At 61.7% G+C, this 15759-nt stretch carries 15 protein-coding genes; 6 read left to right on the forward strand and 9 right to left on the reverse strand.

Features of this window, described 5'->3' with window-relative positions:
• The first annotated feature begins 6 nt into the window (after positions 1–6).
• From RCAS_RS01175 to RCAS_RS01185, 3 genes are read left to right on the forward strand one after another with little or no spacing between them, the layout of a single operon-like run.
• The gene (locus RCAS_RS01175) at positions 7–843 is read left to right on the forward strand and encodes a metallophosphoesterase family protein (protein ID WP_011997759.1); all 837 of its coding nucleotides are present in this window, start codon (positions 7–9) and stop codon (positions 841–843) included.
• Positions 840–1388, forward strand: a complete 549-nt coding sequence (locus tag RCAS_RS01180; protein ID WP_011997760.1) for a hypothetical protein — start codon at positions 840–842, stop codon at positions 1386–1388. The genes RCAS_RS01175 and RCAS_RS01180 overlap by 4 nt, the downstream gene beginning before the upstream one ends.
• Before the next feature lie 3 nt (positions 1389–1391).
• The gene (locus tag RCAS_RS01185; RefSeq protein WP_011997761.1) at positions 1392–2933 is read left to right on the forward strand and encodes a S8 family serine peptidase; all 1542 of its coding nucleotides are present in this window, start codon (positions 1392–1394) and stop codon (positions 2931–2933) included.
• Positions 2934–3658: 725 nt separating this feature from the next.
• On the opposite strand, the gene RCAS_RS01195 is transcribed toward RCAS_RS01185, so the two are convergent.
• From RCAS_RS01195 to RCAS_RS01215, 5 genes are all read right to left on the reverse strand, one after another.
• Positions 3659–4150 carry a heme-binding domain-containing protein gene (locus RCAS_RS01195; protein WP_011997762.1) on the reverse strand — a complete coding sequence of 164 codons (492 nt, stop codon included), beginning with the start codon at positions 4148–4150 and terminating at the stop codon, positions 3659–3661.
• 194 nt (positions 4151–4344) lie between these two features.
• The gene (locus RCAS_RS01200) at positions 4345–5220 is read right to left on the reverse strand and encodes a ferric reductase-like transmembrane domain-containing protein (protein ID WP_011997763.1); all 876 of its coding nucleotides are present in this window, start codon (positions 5218–5220) and stop codon (positions 4345–4347) included.
• Entirely contained in the window at positions 5213–6166 is a 954-nt protein-coding gene (locus tag RCAS_RS01205) for an FAD:protein FMN transferase (RefSeq protein WP_157042498.1), read from the reverse strand. The genes RCAS_RS01200 and RCAS_RS01205 overlap by 8 nt, the downstream gene beginning before the upstream one ends.
• A gap of 11 nt (positions 6167–6177) precedes the next feature.
• Complete coding sequence (locus RCAS_RS01210) at positions 6178–6597, reverse strand: hypothetical protein (RefSeq protein WP_011997765.1); 420 nt, start codon at positions 6595–6597, stop codon at positions 6178–6180.
• Positions 6598–6814: 217 nt separating this feature from the next.
• Positions 6815–7639: a PepSY domain-containing protein gene (locus tag RCAS_RS01215; RefSeq protein ID WP_011997766.1), complete on the reverse strand. Its 825-nt coding sequence runs from the start codon at positions 7637–7639 to the stop codon at positions 6815–6817.
• 165 nt (positions 7640–7804) lie between these two features.
• Between RCAS_RS01215 and RCAS_RS01220 the strand changes: the two genes are divergently transcribed.
• Together RCAS_RS01220 and RCAS_RS01225 are read left to right on the forward strand one after the other, a co-directional pair.
• Positions 7805–8488 carry a response regulator transcription factor gene (locus tag RCAS_RS01220; RefSeq protein WP_011997767.1) on the forward strand — a complete coding sequence of 228 codons (684 nt, stop codon included), beginning with the start codon at positions 7805–7807 and terminating at the stop codon, positions 8486–8488.
• The gene (locus RCAS_RS01225) at positions 8481–9908 is read left to right on the forward strand and encodes a sensor histidine kinase (protein WP_011997768.1); all 1428 of its coding nucleotides are present in this window, start codon (positions 8481–8483) and stop codon (positions 9906–9908) included. Before RCAS_RS01220 ends, RCAS_RS01225 begins: the two co-directional genes overlap by 8 nt.
• Positions 9909–10104: 196 nt before the next feature.
• Here RCAS_RS01225 and RCAS_RS01230 read toward each other — a convergent pair whose 3' ends face one another.
• Both RCAS_RS01230 and RCAS_RS01235 read right to left on the reverse strand, forming a co-directional pair.
• Entirely contained in the window at positions 10105–10536 is a 432-nt protein-coding gene (locus RCAS_RS01230) for an ion transporter (RefSeq protein ID WP_011997769.1), read from the reverse strand.
• Positions 10536–11594 (reverse strand): M42 family metallopeptidase, encoded by a 1059-nt coding sequence (locus RCAS_RS01235; RefSeq protein ID WP_011997770.1) that lies wholly within the window; start codon positions 11592–11594, stop codon positions 10536–10538. The genes RCAS_RS01230 and RCAS_RS01235 overlap by 1 nt, the downstream gene beginning before the upstream one ends.
• A gap of 558 nt (positions 11595–12152) precedes the next feature.
• Between RCAS_RS01235 and RCAS_RS01240 the strand changes: the two genes are divergently transcribed.
• Positions 12153–13205, forward strand: a complete 1053-nt coding sequence (locus tag RCAS_RS01240; RefSeq protein ID WP_011997772.1) for a proline racemase family protein — start codon at positions 12153–12155, stop codon at positions 13203–13205.
• A 121-nt stretch (positions 13206–13326) separates the two neighbouring features.
• On the opposite strand, the gene RCAS_RS01245 is transcribed toward RCAS_RS01240, so the two are convergent.
• Complete coding sequence (locus RCAS_RS01245) at positions 13327–14463, reverse strand: hypothetical protein (RefSeq protein WP_011997773.1); 1137 nt, start codon at positions 14461–14463, stop codon at positions 13327–13329.
• Complete coding sequence (locus RCAS_RS01250) at positions 14463–15746, reverse strand: glycosyl hydrolase family 18 protein (protein WP_011997774.1); 1284 nt, start codon at positions 15744–15746, stop codon at positions 14463–14465. Before RCAS_RS01250 ends, RCAS_RS01245 begins: the two co-directional genes overlap by 1 nt.
• Between the last annotated feature and the right edge of the window lie 13 nt (positions 15747–15759).

The following is a 15759-nucleotide window of genomic DNA, read 5'->3' on the forward strand; positions in this document are numbered from 1 at the left end:
TCGCCGGTGCGCTACGTCTTAATGCACATTTCCGACCTGCATGCCGGGCGCACATTTCATCCGCATGTCGCCGACCAACTCACCCGCGAAGCGCGCGATCTGCGCCCCGATCTGCTGATTATCTCCGGCGACCTGGTGCAACGCGCCGATTTTGTGGCTCAGTGGAAAGCGATCACTCAGTATCTTCAACAGTTGCCCGAGCCGCGCCTGATTGTGCCGGGCAATCACGATGTTCCGCTGTTTCACCTGGTGGAACGGTTCTTTCGCCCGCTTGATCGCTACCGGCGCTTTATCTCGACCGATCTCAACCCGGTGTTCGAGCGCCCTGGCATCGTGGTTGTCGGCGGCAACAGCGCCCATGGGTTGACCATCGACGGCGGGTATGTGTCGCCTGAGCAGCAGCGCACCATGGCGCAACTCTTCGTCCGCTACCCGGATGATGTCTGCAAGATTGCGGTGCTGCACCACGGCGTCGTGCGACCGCCAGGGTGCGAGAAGCGCAGCATTGTTCGCAACGCAACCGACGTGACGCGGATGCTCGAACAGAGCGGGGTGGATGTGCTGCTCTGCGGGCATCACCACGTGTCGTATGTCGGCGTCGCGGGCAGTGCGAAGCGCTTCGTCGTCTGCCAGAGCGGCACCAGCACATCGCGGCGCGTTCGGGCAGGAGAACGCGGCAGAAATGCGTACAGTGTTCTGACCATTGAGGACGCGACTATTCATATCAGTCAGCGCCGGTATGTCGAAATGAGTGGGCGGTTCGAACCGCTTGGAGAGTATGCGTTTCAACGCCGCGGCATCTGGTTGCCGCTCCACCGACGCGACACGCCACAGACGTTATGACACAGGAACAAACGTCCCAGCAGCAAAAAGTCGATACCGGTCCGCTGCCGCCGTTGCCGCCGTTGCCGGAACCGCCGCCATCGCCACGCCAGGCATCGCGCCGGACGATGCTCGTCGCCGGCATTGCTGTCCTGGCAGTTGCAGGAATTGCACTCTGGTGGTTCACCCGCCCTTCCGATCCAATGAGCGATCCGCGACCGGTGCAGACGGTGCAGAACTTCGTCGCTGCCACTGAAGCGCGCGATGTGTCACGAATGCTCTCTTATGTTGAACCGACCGATCTCAAACGGCAGATCAGTCCGGAACTGCGCTCATACATGGAATATATCACCGACCTGCAATTCAAGAATGAGACGTACACGCTGGTCGATAACAACGGCTCGATTGCGCGCGTCCGCCTGACCGGCACGGTGCGCTACACCGTCGATTACGGCTCGGTCTACTCGGGTGAACGTTCATTCGATACGATCTTCGAACTGGTGCTGCTGGAAGGTACATGGTACCTGCGCAGTCTGCAATTGCCGGAACTGGAACAGCAACAATAGAAGATGATGTCGCTGCGCATCCTGCTCGCTCTGGCGATCGCACTGTTTGCATCCGCTTCATCGCCAACTGACCCTCGCTTCGACGAACAGTGGGCGCTGTACAAGGTTGGCGCGACGTGCGCTTGGGAGCGCACCAGAGGCAGCGCCGACGTGATTGTGGCAGTGGTTGACAGCGGCGTCGATCCGACCCACCCCGACCTGGCAGCGCGCCTGCGCTCCGATGGGTACGATTTTGTCGATAACGACGCAGACCCGCGTGACGAAAATGGTCACGGAACCCACGTCGCCGGGATTATCGCCGCGATTCTCGACAACAACGAAGGGATCGCAGGGCTGGCGCCCGAGGTGACTATCCTGCCGGTGCGGGTGATGAATGCGCGTGGCAAAGGTTCCGACCGGGCGATTGCTCGTGGGATTCGCTTCGCCGCCGACCGAGGGGCGAAGGTGATCAATCTCAGCCTCGGCGCGACCCTCACCCTCAACGCCGATGAACCGTCGGCGCTGGTGAACGACGCGATTATCTATGCGCAGCAGCAGGGGGCGCTGGTGGTCGTCGCCGCCGGCAACGACGCGGTGCCGCTGCCCAATGCGATTGCTGTCGATAATCCCGATGTGCTCGTGGTGGCGGCGACCGATCAGCGCGACCACAAGGCGCCCTTTTCGAACTCTGGTCCATGGATCGCTGTCAGCGCGCCGGGGGTCAATATCCTCTCCACAATGCCGACTTACGAGGTGTTTCTGACCAGCGACCAGGTGCCGCGTGATGAGCGCTTCCGCCGCGATTACGACTATATGAGCGGCACGTCGCAGGCGACGCCGTATGTGGCAGCGCTGGCGGCGCTGCTCTTTTCGGCGAATCCCGATTGGAGCGCGGCGCAGGTCGCAGAGACCATCCGCACCAATGCGACGGATATTCGTGACCTGAACCCTCGCTTCGAGTTGGGAACGGGGCGGATTGACGCCTGCAAGTCGTTCGGCGGACCTCCTGCCGAGCAGGCGCCGCAACCGGCGCCTCGTCCGTCGGCGCCGCGCAGCGAGTCGTTACTGGGCTTGCTGGCGCTGTGCGTCTGTGGCATCGTCCTGGCGCTCGCGTTTGCAGCAATTGCGCTTATAGGCGCGGGACGGCGGCGCTCGCCGCGCCCCGCGCCAGCGCCCGTTCCTGTGCCGGTGTATGCGCCCCCCACGCCTTCGTCACCGCCACAACCGTATCAAGCCACTCCACCGGTTTCCACGGCTCAGTCGGCGCCAACCGGCGCTTGGGGGACGCTGGCGGTCATTGCGGGAGCGGCGCAGCCGCGCACCTACGCGCTCAGCGGCGCTGAACTGGTCATCGGCCGCAGTGAGGAGTGCCAGATTGTGCTGATCGGCGATGGCAGCGTCTCTCGTCGCCATGCCATTATTCGCAACAATGGACGCCAGGTGACGGTAGAAGATGCGGGCAGCAGCCATGGAACCTATCTCAACGGCGCGCGTATCATCCAGCCAACGCCGGTGCGTCGCGGTGATGTACTCCAGGTTGGGCAGACGCAATTGCGGTTTGGATGAGATAATACTAATTACGATTGAAGATGCCGCATGCGTGTCATTCCGAGCGCAGCGACTTGGCATTCCGAGCGCAGCGACTGGGCATTCCGAGCGCAGCGACTGGGCATTCCGAGCGCAGCGACTGGGCATTCCGAGCGCAGCGACTGGGCATTCCGAGCGCAGCGACTGGGCATTCCGAGCGCAGCGACTGGGCATTCCGAGCGCAGCGACTGGGCATTCCGAGCGCAGCGACTGGGCATTCCGAGCGCAGCGACTGGGCATTCCGAGCGCAGCGACTGGGCATTCCGAGCGCAGCGAGGAATCTAAGCGGGTCGCGCCAGACCCCGCGCGCTGCTCGGAGTGACCATACCGGATGGTCACAGGTCATTGGTATAACTCCATATCGTTTTCGGTCGGTCCAACCGGTTTGACCGGTGTGTTTAAGCCGGTCTGGAAGGATATGGATCAGGCGTAACACGCACCACCCGAGAATCTGTCAACTGCTCGTCGCCCATGGGGGCGGGCGGGGAGTGGCAGGAACCACGGGGCTGTGCCTGCTACTCCTCACTGCCGATCCCGACCGGTGGACGTGAACACCCGTGCCAGGCGCGCAACACGTCGCCGACGCGGGGGCGGTTACGGGCATGCATCCACACCAGGGCGAGGGCGCGGCAGCGCCCTTCGTGCGATCAGCCCGACGGTTCAGCGCCGGGCGGCGTTGCATTGTACTATTGGCTGCGGTCGGATTACTTTTCATCCTCTCGTTCCGCTTCGCCACCGAACGTCGCCAGCAGTCCATTGATCAGTTGCTGCCGTTCGACGGGCGAAAGATTGGCTTCGGGATGGAGCGGCAGGTAGAACCAGGGCGGCATTTCGCCGTTTTGTACCAGTTTTGCTGCATCATCTCCTTCGTTGTCCGGTCGTCCCCATTCGGAAACGTTGAACTCTGCACGACCTTTCATGACATCACGGGTGATCAGCCACGACGCGGGAGCGATATTGCTGTACCAGGGCCACGTCGTCTCATTGCTGTGACAATCGGCGCAGGCACGGAAGAACAGCGCGCGTGTCTGTGGATTGTCCCACGACGGTTCGGCGATCACCGGCGGATTGGTATGGTCACGCCCGTAGGGAATGAATTGGATGAGCAGCACGAGACCCATCATGCCTGCCAGCACACCGGCAGCAATTCGTCGCGCGTCGAGTGACGTTGTTCGCTGTTGAATGGATGTCGTCATGGAAGTGCTCCTTTTCTGTCAGGTCAGGGGGGCAACCATCCCCCGATGACGTTGCAACCTTCTAATCTTCATACGGGTGGCGGGGAGCGGCACTCTGCCAGGGCGCGCCACCCCCGTTGCCGGGGGTACCGGCGGCGCTCTGCCGGGGCGCACCCCCCCCGCTGCCGGGGCGCGCCAGCGGCGTGCCTCTCCTTCTATCTGGAACGCGCGACGAGCACCCGATAAATGGTCAGGAACAGGACGCTGCCGCCGCTCGTCCAGTAGATCGCGCGCGCCAGGTCGCTCTGGCTGTCGCTGCCGCTCCAGATACCGTGCAGCAGCGCCAGCCCGAAAATGGCGAAACTGAGGAAGTGTATCAATCGCCACACCTTCCGTCCGATCCGGTCCTTGATGTAGAAACTCAAACCCACAATCGTCAAACCGTAGAATCCTAGCTGCCCAAGACCCACCCACAACGGCTCATATCCACTGTATTGAAATGGCACAAGCACCTGAATGAGCGTCGCCTGAATGTAGCGGTCGCCAAGCAGAATCAGGGCATGAAACAGGGCAAATGCCAGACCGAGCAGGCTGGCGTGCTGATGCAGATCGAATGCGGTCGGTCCACCGGGCCAGACGCGCGCCAGTTTGTTCGTCATCAGCAACCCAAAGACCATTGAAAGCCATAGAAGGATGTATGCAACAAATGCGCTACTGCGTGAGAGATACCAGTACGCTTTGGGTTCTGCGCCGAGCAGCGATGCGCTCAAGCCGGGCAACCAGGCGGGTAGCGCAACAATTGCCGCAAATGCGCCAAGAATCACTGCGAGCACAATACCAAGAAAGGTCTGAAACGCCATAGCCGGCGGCATGTCGGCAAATGCGTCGAGTTCGGGTGCGCGCTGCGGTCGTGACGATGCGTTTCGGTTGATGGAAGGCGTTTCCCCAACCACACTGCCGGCCCTCACGCTGCGTGGCGGTACCCCAGCAGACGCGCCTTCGACACTATTGGACGGTTGCGCCGCCCCACCACGTTTTGCGGCATTGGCTGCGCGGATGGCGGCCAGCCGCGCGGCTTTCTCATCACTCATAGACCACCTCCATATCTTCTGGCTCATGCCAGCGGAACTGTTCAAATGTCGCGGTGTGCAAGACTTCTTGCGCATCGGTTACAATCAGACTGGCAAGCCACGGGCGGGCGGATAGCCACTCCATGCCTGCTACGCTTCCCAAAATGACGACCACTTTCGCAGCAACTTCTGCTTCGAACAGAGACGGCGCGATGACCGTCACTGCCAGCACGTCGGTCTCAGCCGGCGCGCCGGTGCGCGGATCGATAATGTGATGCCGTTCGACGCTTCCCTGCCGCCAGCGCCGCACATCACGTCCTGATGTCGCAACGCCGCCGTCCGTTAGCAGCACGACATCAAGCGGCACATCCGGTTGAAACGGATTGGCGATGCCGATAGCCCATGGCTCTCCACCGGCGCGCGCGCCTCGCACCGCAATATCGCCGCCAGCATCGACGAGCGCCGGTCCGTGCGCCGCCAACCGCTGCGCTGCTCGGGTTGCCGCCCACCCTTTGGCGACGCCGTTCAGATCGAGGCGCATTCCCGGCGGCAATGCCACTGTGCGTCGCTGTGGGTCGAGCCGGATGGCGCGCCAGTCGCCGGACGCCGGGAGGCTCGCCGATGATTGTGCCGGAGCGCCAGCGGCGATCTGCGCAAAATCCCGGTCGTAGCCAGTCGCCTCTAGCGCCGTCAACACGGTCGGCGTCACCAGACCATCGCTGAGACGCGCTGCCACAAGTGCGTCGTTCAGCACTTCCCACAGCGTGCGGCTGGCGCGCACCCATCCCTCGCCAGCCCGCGTGTTGAGCGCCGAGAGTTCACTGTCGCTGCGGAAGCGGCTCAGGATGCGCTCCCATTCAGCGAACCAGCGCGGGACCGCGCGCAGCGTCCTCGTCGCCGCATCGTCGTTGCCGTCGAGAAAAGCGTGCATCTGGCATCCCATGGACTGAAAGGCAATCGATGGCACGGCGACCTCCTTTATCGCGATGACCGCGTGACAACGACCGGCGCCGGTCGCTGCGCCTGAACCGGCGGATTGACCCTCAACGGCGCGGACACCTCGCGCAGTACCGGAGGATTGGCAACAACGACCGGTGCAGGCGCTGCCGGAGCAACTGGCTGAGCAGACCCTGCTGCCGGAGCAACCGGCTGGATGTCTGCCGACTCCGGCGGCTGCGCAACCGCAATCAGCGGTGGCAGCGTCGGGATAACCGGCGGCTCACTCAACCAGGCAGGAGGCGGCGCGACGACCGCCGGCGCCTGGCTGAACGATTCGGTTGCTGTCGCCGCAGGCGGGTTCTGGATCGCCAGCAGTGCCCATCCTGTCAGCGTGGCGGCTATCGATGCCGTGCTGATGATCAGTTTGAATGTTTGTGACGGTATGCGTGTTCTAGTCATGGTTCCTTCTCTCTGGCAAGGGGCAGCCGTCTTCGCCACTAAGATGCATTCTGATGAATGGGGGCTTCCCTTGTCTTTTTCACTGCGCGCCGCATGACGGCAAGCGCCGGTTATCTCACGCGCCTGTCACTCTGCGCGCAGCGAAGGGTCTCGCCACAGATGGGGCGAGGCGATTCGCTCGCTACGACCCTGCCCTCCCGGTTACTTAAATCGGCGCTCAGTCGTCATCACTGCGCTTCTCATCATCGTCGCGCTTCTCCTCTTCCTTCGCCTTATCCAGTCGCGCATAGACGACTGCGCCATCCGATGCGGCGACATACACTTCTGCGCCATCGGTGAACTTCACCTCGTACACGTCAATGCCGCGCTCACGTTCAAATTCAACTTTGCGGATCTGACCGCCGCCGCGGTAAGCAAGTGCGATTTGAGCGGCCTGTTCGGCATTCACGGGTTGCGACGCAACGGGCTGTGCCAGCGTATTGGCGAGCACTGTGCCACTCTGAGCATCGACATAGACGGCGCCGGCATCAAACACGATTTCATAGGCTGGCGCGCCCTGATAGAGCACCAGTTCTGCCGGCTTGACCAGATAAGCGCCCTGCGCCAGGTTCTGGGCAATTGCCTGCGCCTGCTCCGCCGAGACGGGGTACGTCGGCGCGCTCTGTTGCGCTGCCGCCTGTTGTGCTGCCGCCTGTTGTGCTGCCGCCTGTTGTGCTGCCGCCTGTTGTGCTGCCGCCTGTTGTGCTGCCGCCTGTTGCTCAATCCGCCGATTTGCCTCTTCCAGCCGCTGATTCGCCTCGGTAATTCGCTGATTCGCCTCGTTCAGCGCTTGCCGGTACGCCGCCTCGCGCTCACGGATCAATGCCTCGACCGTGGGATCGAGCGCGACGGGTGCATCAGTCGGCGCTTGGGTCGGCGCCACAATAACATCGGTCGCCGACGGCACGGCGGTCTGCGTCACCCGCCCGACCAGCGCACCAATTATAACCAGCACGAATGCGGTCAAAGCTGCTGCGACTCCCAAAAGTGTTCTCTGATTCATACCTTGTCCTCCCAATGTTCTGTTCCGTCTGGACAGCATCATGTGCGTGTCTGATGGTGTTATACCGTTACTCGATTGGAAGAATCTTGGAACACCCGGCGATTTTTCCAATCTTTTTCCAATCTTTCTGCGTTATGCTGAACACAATCGAAACGAGGTGACGGAATGAAAATCTTATTGATAGAAGATGATCAACGGCTGGCGCGGCTGATTGCGCGGGTGTTGCGCGACGAACATCATCAGGTCGATGTCGTCCACGACGGCGACGCAGGGCAGGAGCATGCGTTGCGCGGCATCTACGAAGTGGCGATCATCGACTGGATGCTACCAGGGCGCGATGGTCCATCGATCTGTCGCGCAGTGCGCGCGGCGCGGCTGCCGACCGCGCTGCTGCTCCTGACGGCGCGCGGTCAGATTGAAGACAAAATGGTTGGCTTCGACAGCGGCGCCGACGATTACCTGGTGAAGCCGTTCGCATTTGAAGAATTACTGGCGCGGGTGCGGGCGCTGGGGCGACGCTTCACCCTGCAACCAGACGACCGCGACGAACTGCGCGTTGGCGATCTGGTGCTCGACCTGCGGCATCACACGGCGCGGCGCGGCGCGCGCCCACTCGATCTTACGCCGACAGAGTGGAACCTGCTCGAATACCTGATGCGCAACGCCGGACAGGCGCTATCGCGTCAGCAGATTCTTGATTATGTCTGGTCCTATGAGCACGACGTTCAACCGCAGATGGTCGACGTCTACATCGCCTATCTGCGGCGCAAACTGAACGCCCCCGGCGAACGCGACCCGATTGTGACGGTGCGCGGCGTTGGGTACCGATTGGAGGAAAGCCGTGTTTAGCGGGTTGCGCTTGCGACTCTCGCTGGTATATGCGCTTGCGGCGCTGATCCTCGTCGTGCTGATCGGCGGCGGCGCGTACCTGGTGGTGGCGCGCTATTTCTCGAACGTCACCGACCTGGCGCTGCGCCACAAAATGGCGCACGAGTTTCATGCGCTTGGCGCGCCGCTGCCTCCTGATCTGGCAAACGCCGACCGCGACTGGTCGGTGATTCGCAGAGAGATTGCGCCGCTTCCCTTTGTTCAGTCCAACCCGCAGGTCGAGCGGCGCGAAGAGGAAGAGAAAATCAGACCAGGCGACGACGAACGCGGGGATGCAGAACTCCCGCGCGCCCTGACAACGCCGGTCGATGCGGCGGAACTGGCGGCGATCGTTGTCCTGCCTTTGGATTCATCGGGACGATTGCTCTTCAACCCAAACAATCTCGACCTGCCGCTGGAACCCGACCAGGTTGCGTTTCAGGCGGCGCTGGCGAGAGGCAGCGATCTGCGCACGATCACAATGAATGACGGACGGCGGGCGCGCCTGCTGACCTATCGCCTTACCCGCGCCGACGGACCGGCAGCGTTGCAACTGGCGCGTGAACTGAGCGATCAGGAGCAGGTGTTAAGCCAGTTGATGCTGGGGTTGATCGGTCTGGGAGCATTCAGTATGGCGCTGGTCGGCGCGGCAAGTTGGTGGCTGGCGGGGCGCGCATTGCGTCCGGCACAGGAAGCGTGGGAGCGGCAGCAGCGCTTCATTGCCAGCGCCAGTCATGAATTGCGCGCGCCGCTCACCCTCATTCGCGCCAGCGCCGAGGTTGCGTTGCGCGACACTCCCTCAGATACAGCAGATCAGTACGAACTGCTGGGCGATATTCTGGCAGAAAGTGACCATATGCGCCGCCTGGTCGATGACCTGCTGACCCTTACCCGCCTCGACAGTGGGCAACTCAAACTGGTGATAGAGCCGGTTAATCTGGCAGATCTGCTGAGCAGGGTACACCGCCAGGTCGCGCGCCTGGGAGAACAACGGGGTATCACCATCGAACTCACGACTGTCGGCGGAGTCGTTCAGGCAGACGCCGAGCGTCTGCAACAGGTTCTGTTGATTGCGCTCGACAACGCGCTGCGCCACACCCCCTCCGGCGGAACGATCACCCTCGCTGCGGCGCCGACAGGACGCATGGTTCAGATCACCGTCACCGACACCGGTAGTGGCATCGCGCCGGAACACCTGCCGCACATCTTCGAACGGTTCTATCGGGCGGATCCGGCGCGCGGGCGGGAGAACGGCAACGCCGGGCTGGGTCTTTCCATCGCCAAAGGACTGGTCGAGGCAATGCACGGGCGCATCACGGTGACGAGCGCCCTCGGCGCCGGCACAACCGTGTCAGTTGCGCTGCCGCAAGGTGAGACGACCGTCGCTGCCAATGACCTGTGACCATCCGGCATGGTCACTGTAATGGTTCGTGCACTGGCGCTTCAGCAGAGACCGTCGCTGCCAATGACCTGTGACCATCCGGCATGGTCACCCCGAGCAGCGCGAGGGGTCGTGCGCGACCCGCTTCGATTCCTCGCTGCGCTCGGAATGACCCGTCGCTGCGCTCGGAATGACACGCATGCGGCATCTTCAATCGTCATTGGTAGCGTCCCAATTTGAGCACCCGCAGCAACCGGAAGAGCCGCAACGCACGCAGAAAACGCAGGTCAATCGCAAAAAACCACAGATAGAAGGGCAGAAACGCGAGGGGATCGATAATGACCATCGGCGTAAGCGCGTACTTCACTCGCCCCAGCACCGGGTGGGCATAGCGCGCATCCGCTGTGCACGCCCACAACTTGACGATATACTTGACAGTGAAGGCGGCGACCGAGAAGACCTCGAACGCAGAGAAGAACCCTGCGAAGCGTCCACCAATCTCCTCGACGCTTGCGATGACGACTGCCAGGACATTCAGAAGAATGAGCGCCATCATGCCCGTGTCATACCAGTCGAGCACGGGCGAATGGCTGTCCGAGTCGTAAGAAACCTCGACCAGTTCCCAGATGCGTGATTGTGCGCGGTTCATTAGCGTGGAATGAAATCAGTCTCCGGTCCCAGACTGCGCACAAACGCAGCGATCAGGCGCGCGGCATGTTCAACGTCGCTCAGCGCGATCATTTCGTTGGGTGAGTGCATGTAGCGGTTCGGGATCGACACAACGCCGGTAGCGACACCGCCACGCGCGATGTGAATGGCATCGGCGTCGGTGCCGGTGTAGCGCGGGTTGATCTGCACGCTGTACGGAATGCCCTCGCGCTCGGCGACCGCCACGAGCATATCGTACACCACCGGGCTGTTGGCAGAACCGCGCGACAGCACCGGTCCGCCACCCAACCGCACGTTGCCATACTGCTTCCGATCCGCATTGGGGTGATCGGTGGCAAACGTCACATCCACCGCAATCGCCACCTGCGGTTCGAAACTGAACGCTGCGGTGCGCGCTCCCGCAAAGGTGATCTCCTCTTGCGATGTCGCCACTGCTGCCACCGTCGCGCGCGGGCGGTCGCGCGCCAGCAGGCGCAGCGCTTCCAGCACGGTGAACGCGCCAATCCGGTCGTCGATGCTGCGTGAGACAACCTTTCCACCCGGCAGATCGTAGATCGGCGCATCGATCACTCCAGCAGCGCCGACACGCACGAGCGCCTCGGCTTCTGCCCGGTTCGCCGCACCAATATCGATCCAGAGGTCTTCAATCTTGCTGGCTTTTTCCCGTTCCTCGGATTTCATCTGGTGGATGGGTTTCTTCCCGATCACGCCGATTACATCGCCGGCGCGCCCCAGCAACCGCACCCGCTGCCCGACGAGCACCTGCGGGTCCCACCCGCCAATCGGCGAAAACCAGAGGAAGCCATCGTCGTCGATATAACTGACCATCACCCCAATCTCGTCGATATGTCCGGCGAGCAGCACGCGCGGCGCGCCCCCTTCGAGCACAGCATACGAACTCCCGCGCACATCGGCATAGACCCGGTCAGCAAAGGTTTCGGCTTCGCGTCGCCAGACGCGCCCGGCGGCGACTTCTTCACCGGAAGGACCAGGAGTGGCGAGCAGTTGCTTCAAAAAGGCAAGCGAATGGTTGTTCATTATCGTTCCTTATTTCCTCAAAACGCACGCGCTAAACGTGTATCGTTCGTTTTGGACATCCTGATGCCCAAAATGCCGCTTCGCTCCACTCGGCGCACTCTCTCCACCCCGATGGCAGGGAAAGCAGAGGTAAAGATCAGGATGAAACAATCCCTCTGCCCCTGAAAAACGCGACACTTGAAGAGATTGTCCGCGCCCGCTGTCGCCGGATGGGTATAGCCTGGCATGTGCGTCATTGTACCGCAGATATACCGTCTTTGGAGCAGAATCTGTTCTCATCGAGCGGCCACCGTGAATGAGACATCAGGATCGCGCCGGTAAAGCGGAACGCTGACGCAGCGTGCCGCGATCGGAAAAAGCCGGTCTCATCTTCGAGGGTTGGCTGCGAGGCAGTATCACCAGCGATGCGACAACCAACATCATCCATCACCACATGGAAAGGTCCGGTTATAATAGAAGCGCACTGTGTTAGCGGGTCAGCATACACGACTGAGTCAGTGCAACACCTCGAGCGTGCTGATGGGTGCGCGAACCTGGCAAACGAGGAGACGACAATCTGTGCGCCTGAAAAATCTGATCACTGCTGTCGATCTGCATGCCTGCGGCGAACCTGGAAGGGTTATCATCGGCGGAGTGCTGGACGTACCAGGACGAACCATGTTTGAGAAGATGAAATTCTTCGAAGAGCACCTCGATGATATCCGTCTGCGTCTATTGCGCGAGCCTCGCGGATATCCGGCTCTATGCGCAAATGTCATCCTGCCGCCTGCACACCCCGATGCTCAGGCAGGCTTTATCATTATGGAGCAGGCGGAATATCCCCCCATGTCAGGAACGAATACCATCTGCGTCGCTACCACACTGCTGGAAACGGGCATGTTGCCAATGACTGAGCCGGTCACAGAGTTTATTCTGGAAGCTCCTGCCGGTTTGATCGGCGTCAAAGCAGAATGTCGTGATGGAAAAGTGACGCGAGTGACATTTCGTAACGTGCCAGCGTTCGCCGTTCATCTCGACGTGAGCATCGAGGTTCCGCGCGTAGGAACCGTCAAGGTTGATGTCGCGTGGGGCGGCATGTTCTACGTGATCGCGGATGCTTCCCAATTCGGCTTACGCCTGACTCCCGATGAAGGACGGGACATCACCCGCATCAGCGAAATGATCAGGGCTGCGACCCGTGAACAATATCCGGTCGTTCATCCAGACAACCCGGCAATCGTAGGACCAACCATCTCACAGATTTCTGGTCCGCCTTCCCACCCACAGGCTCACTACAAAAACGTGGTCACGCTTTCCACAGGCACCTTTGACTGGAACAACCCTTCCACCTGGACTGGCGTCATCGACCGTTCTCCCTGCGGCACCGGCACATCGGCCAAAATGGCGACCCTCTACGCGCGCGGACGGTTAGGGCTGCACACCGATTTTCACCACGAAGGCATTCTTGGCACGCTGTTTACCGGACGATTGATCGAGGAGACGCAGGTAGGACCATACAAAGCTGTCGTGTCCACCATCAGCGGCGCCGCCTGGATCACCGCCATCAGCCAGTTTGTCTTGGACCCATCTGACCCCTATCCCAATGGATTTACGGTCGGTGACATCTGGTAACAGTTGATATTGGGACGCACTGTTTACCGGACGACCGGAAGAGACGCACATGGAACCGTACCACGGCAGCGTCCACCTTCATCGCGAAAGAAACTTTGACGCCTGCCGCCAGAGACAACCATCACCTGATCGCATGGGGTAGCGGCCGCTCCACCGACAGTTCCGCCCGCTGCCGGTCGAGCGCCTGGCGCGCCTGATCCAGGCGACGCGCAGCTTCTGCCATGGTGAGCGCCGCGCGGTTGGCGTCTTCGGCGCGGAAGCCGCTGTAGAACGCCAGCATGTGGTCGAGCGCCGTCAGTTCCAGTTCCAGCCCTTGCAGATAGAGCACATGGGCCTCGGCGAGCGTTTGAGGCGGTTCGAGCGCCGCGATCACGGCATATGCCTGCTCGATCTCATCCCGCAGTCGCTGCGCCGATGTCGCGTGGACGATCGACGATCCGCCAGGGCGGCTCGTGGCGTTGCGGTACGACTCGATGGCGCCGCGCAATCGGGCGCGCGGCTCTTCAAGGCGGCTGAGGTACGCCAGCGTCGCCGCCTCGCGCTCCGCAGCCAGTTCCGGCTCAAGGATCGCCGGCACAACGAGAACTCGAGCGGCAGCATCGTCCACCGATTGCGCCTGCGTCTCGGCAGCGCTCACTCGCCGCGCCAACTCTGCGGCAACGAGCGCCTCGTTCCGTTCGACGGCAGTACGAAGCGCATAATTGAGCGCCAGTGTAAGCAAGAGCAGCAGGACCGGCATTATCCAGAGCAGCGCGCGCGCCCGCCCCATCTCCTGGCGCGAATGACGCCAACCGACCCACCAGGACTCAGCATGATCGGATGACGGCGACGATCGCGGAGCCAGACGACGGAATGCGCTCGCTATGCGAGACCGCCACGAAATCGGCGTTTCCTGCACCACACCATCAGTCGGGGAGTCGGTTGGCGCCGCCGGCGCCACGCGTGCAAACGAAGCCGTGATCGCCGTATCGTCATCACGCAGCAACTGGCGGCTGTTCAGCCATTCCAGCCCGCGCCGGGCGCGCTCGTTGTGCGGATTAATCGCCAGCGCCGAGCGCAGGCAGAACGCGATGTCCTTTGGATCATCGAGCACGCCGGATAGCCACAACCACCCCATTTCGTGCTGCGGGTCGAGCTGCACGACGCGCGACAACAACACCGCCGCCAACCGTCGCTGACCGCCGCGCGCCGCCGCCACTCCGCGCACAAAGAGTTGCGCCGCCTCGCGCTCATTCGCTTTGATCTCCGACTTGATCATCAATGCTCCGGCAAAAGGCGACTCAACACCCGCTGCGACTCATACGGGTCCTGGAGCAGGCGCGCGCGAATGATCTCCCAGTTGCGCGGGTCTTCGCCGCCGAGCCGCCAGATCGCAATCCCCGCCAGATCGAGTTCCTGCACCAGGCGCAGTTTTGCGTCGAGACCGCTGCTCGTAGCGAACCAGACCTCACGCCGTCCTTCGGTGCGCGAACTGTAGGTGATCCAGTTTTCCTGCACCAGACCATTCTGATTGCTCTCCATGAGATTGACCGACAGGCGGTAGGTTTGAATGATCTCATTAATCATCGCCCACGTCTGCCCGCGCGCATTGCCGCTGCCGTCACGGGACCAGTTGTAGCCGTAGAACGGCACGCCGATCACCACCTTCGCCGGATCAACGACCGTCACCGCGTAGCGCGCCACCCGTTCGACCCAATAGACCGGCGCCACCGGACCAGGACCGCCGCCGCGCCAGTGGTAATCGTAGGTCATAATGCGCAACCGGTCAACCACCTGACCGATCACAGCCCAATCCTGAAAACCTCCCAGTCCGCAATAATCACAATCTTTCGCATGAACAGCGACCGTCAGCAGTTTGCCATGCGCATGCAGCGCATCCGCCAGTTCCAGAATAAAGGCGCTATAGTCATCGCGCAGACTGCTGCTGAGAAACTCATAGTCGATATCGATCCCGTCGTAGCCATAGGTCAACACCTCATCGACGATCTGCTGCACGTGGTACGACCGCAGGCGCGGATTGCGCAGAATGCCCGGCACCGGGTCTTCGCCGGTAACGACGTTGTGGACGGTTGGAATGACGAGGACGTTTTTGCCATGCGCCAGTTCGAGCAGCGTGCGGTCGCGCGCCTCGCGCCCAAACCGCAGCTCGCCGCCAGGCGACGGCGAGTACCAGAACGGGCTGATCTCATCGAGAATATCGGCATTCGCCTCAAACGACTCACGATTTTCGGAGCCGAACGAGTTGGGGAGCCAGGCAGCAATATAACGTCCGGTCTTCGGATGAAACCAGCCATCTTCTGCGTCAAGTTCCGGCGTCATGAGGGGAACGACAGTTGCCTGCACCGGCGGCATCGATGTGGGCGCCGCTACCCGCGTTGCCGCGACGGGCGTCACCACTGCGACGGTCGTTGGCGTCGGAAAGATCGGCGGCTCAGTGGCGCGCCGGGCAAGACTCACCGTATCGACGACCAGCAATGCCCAGACGATCAGCGCCACAGCATAGAGCGATGCAGCCAGCGGTGACGAAAAAACGTGTCGCATGAGAGAATACGAG

This window comes from Roseiflexus castenholzii DSM 13941, assembly GCF_000017805.1.
Classification (GTDB): Bacteria; Chloroflexota; Chloroflexia; order Chloroflexales; family Roseiflexaceae; genus Roseiflexus; species Roseiflexus castenholzii.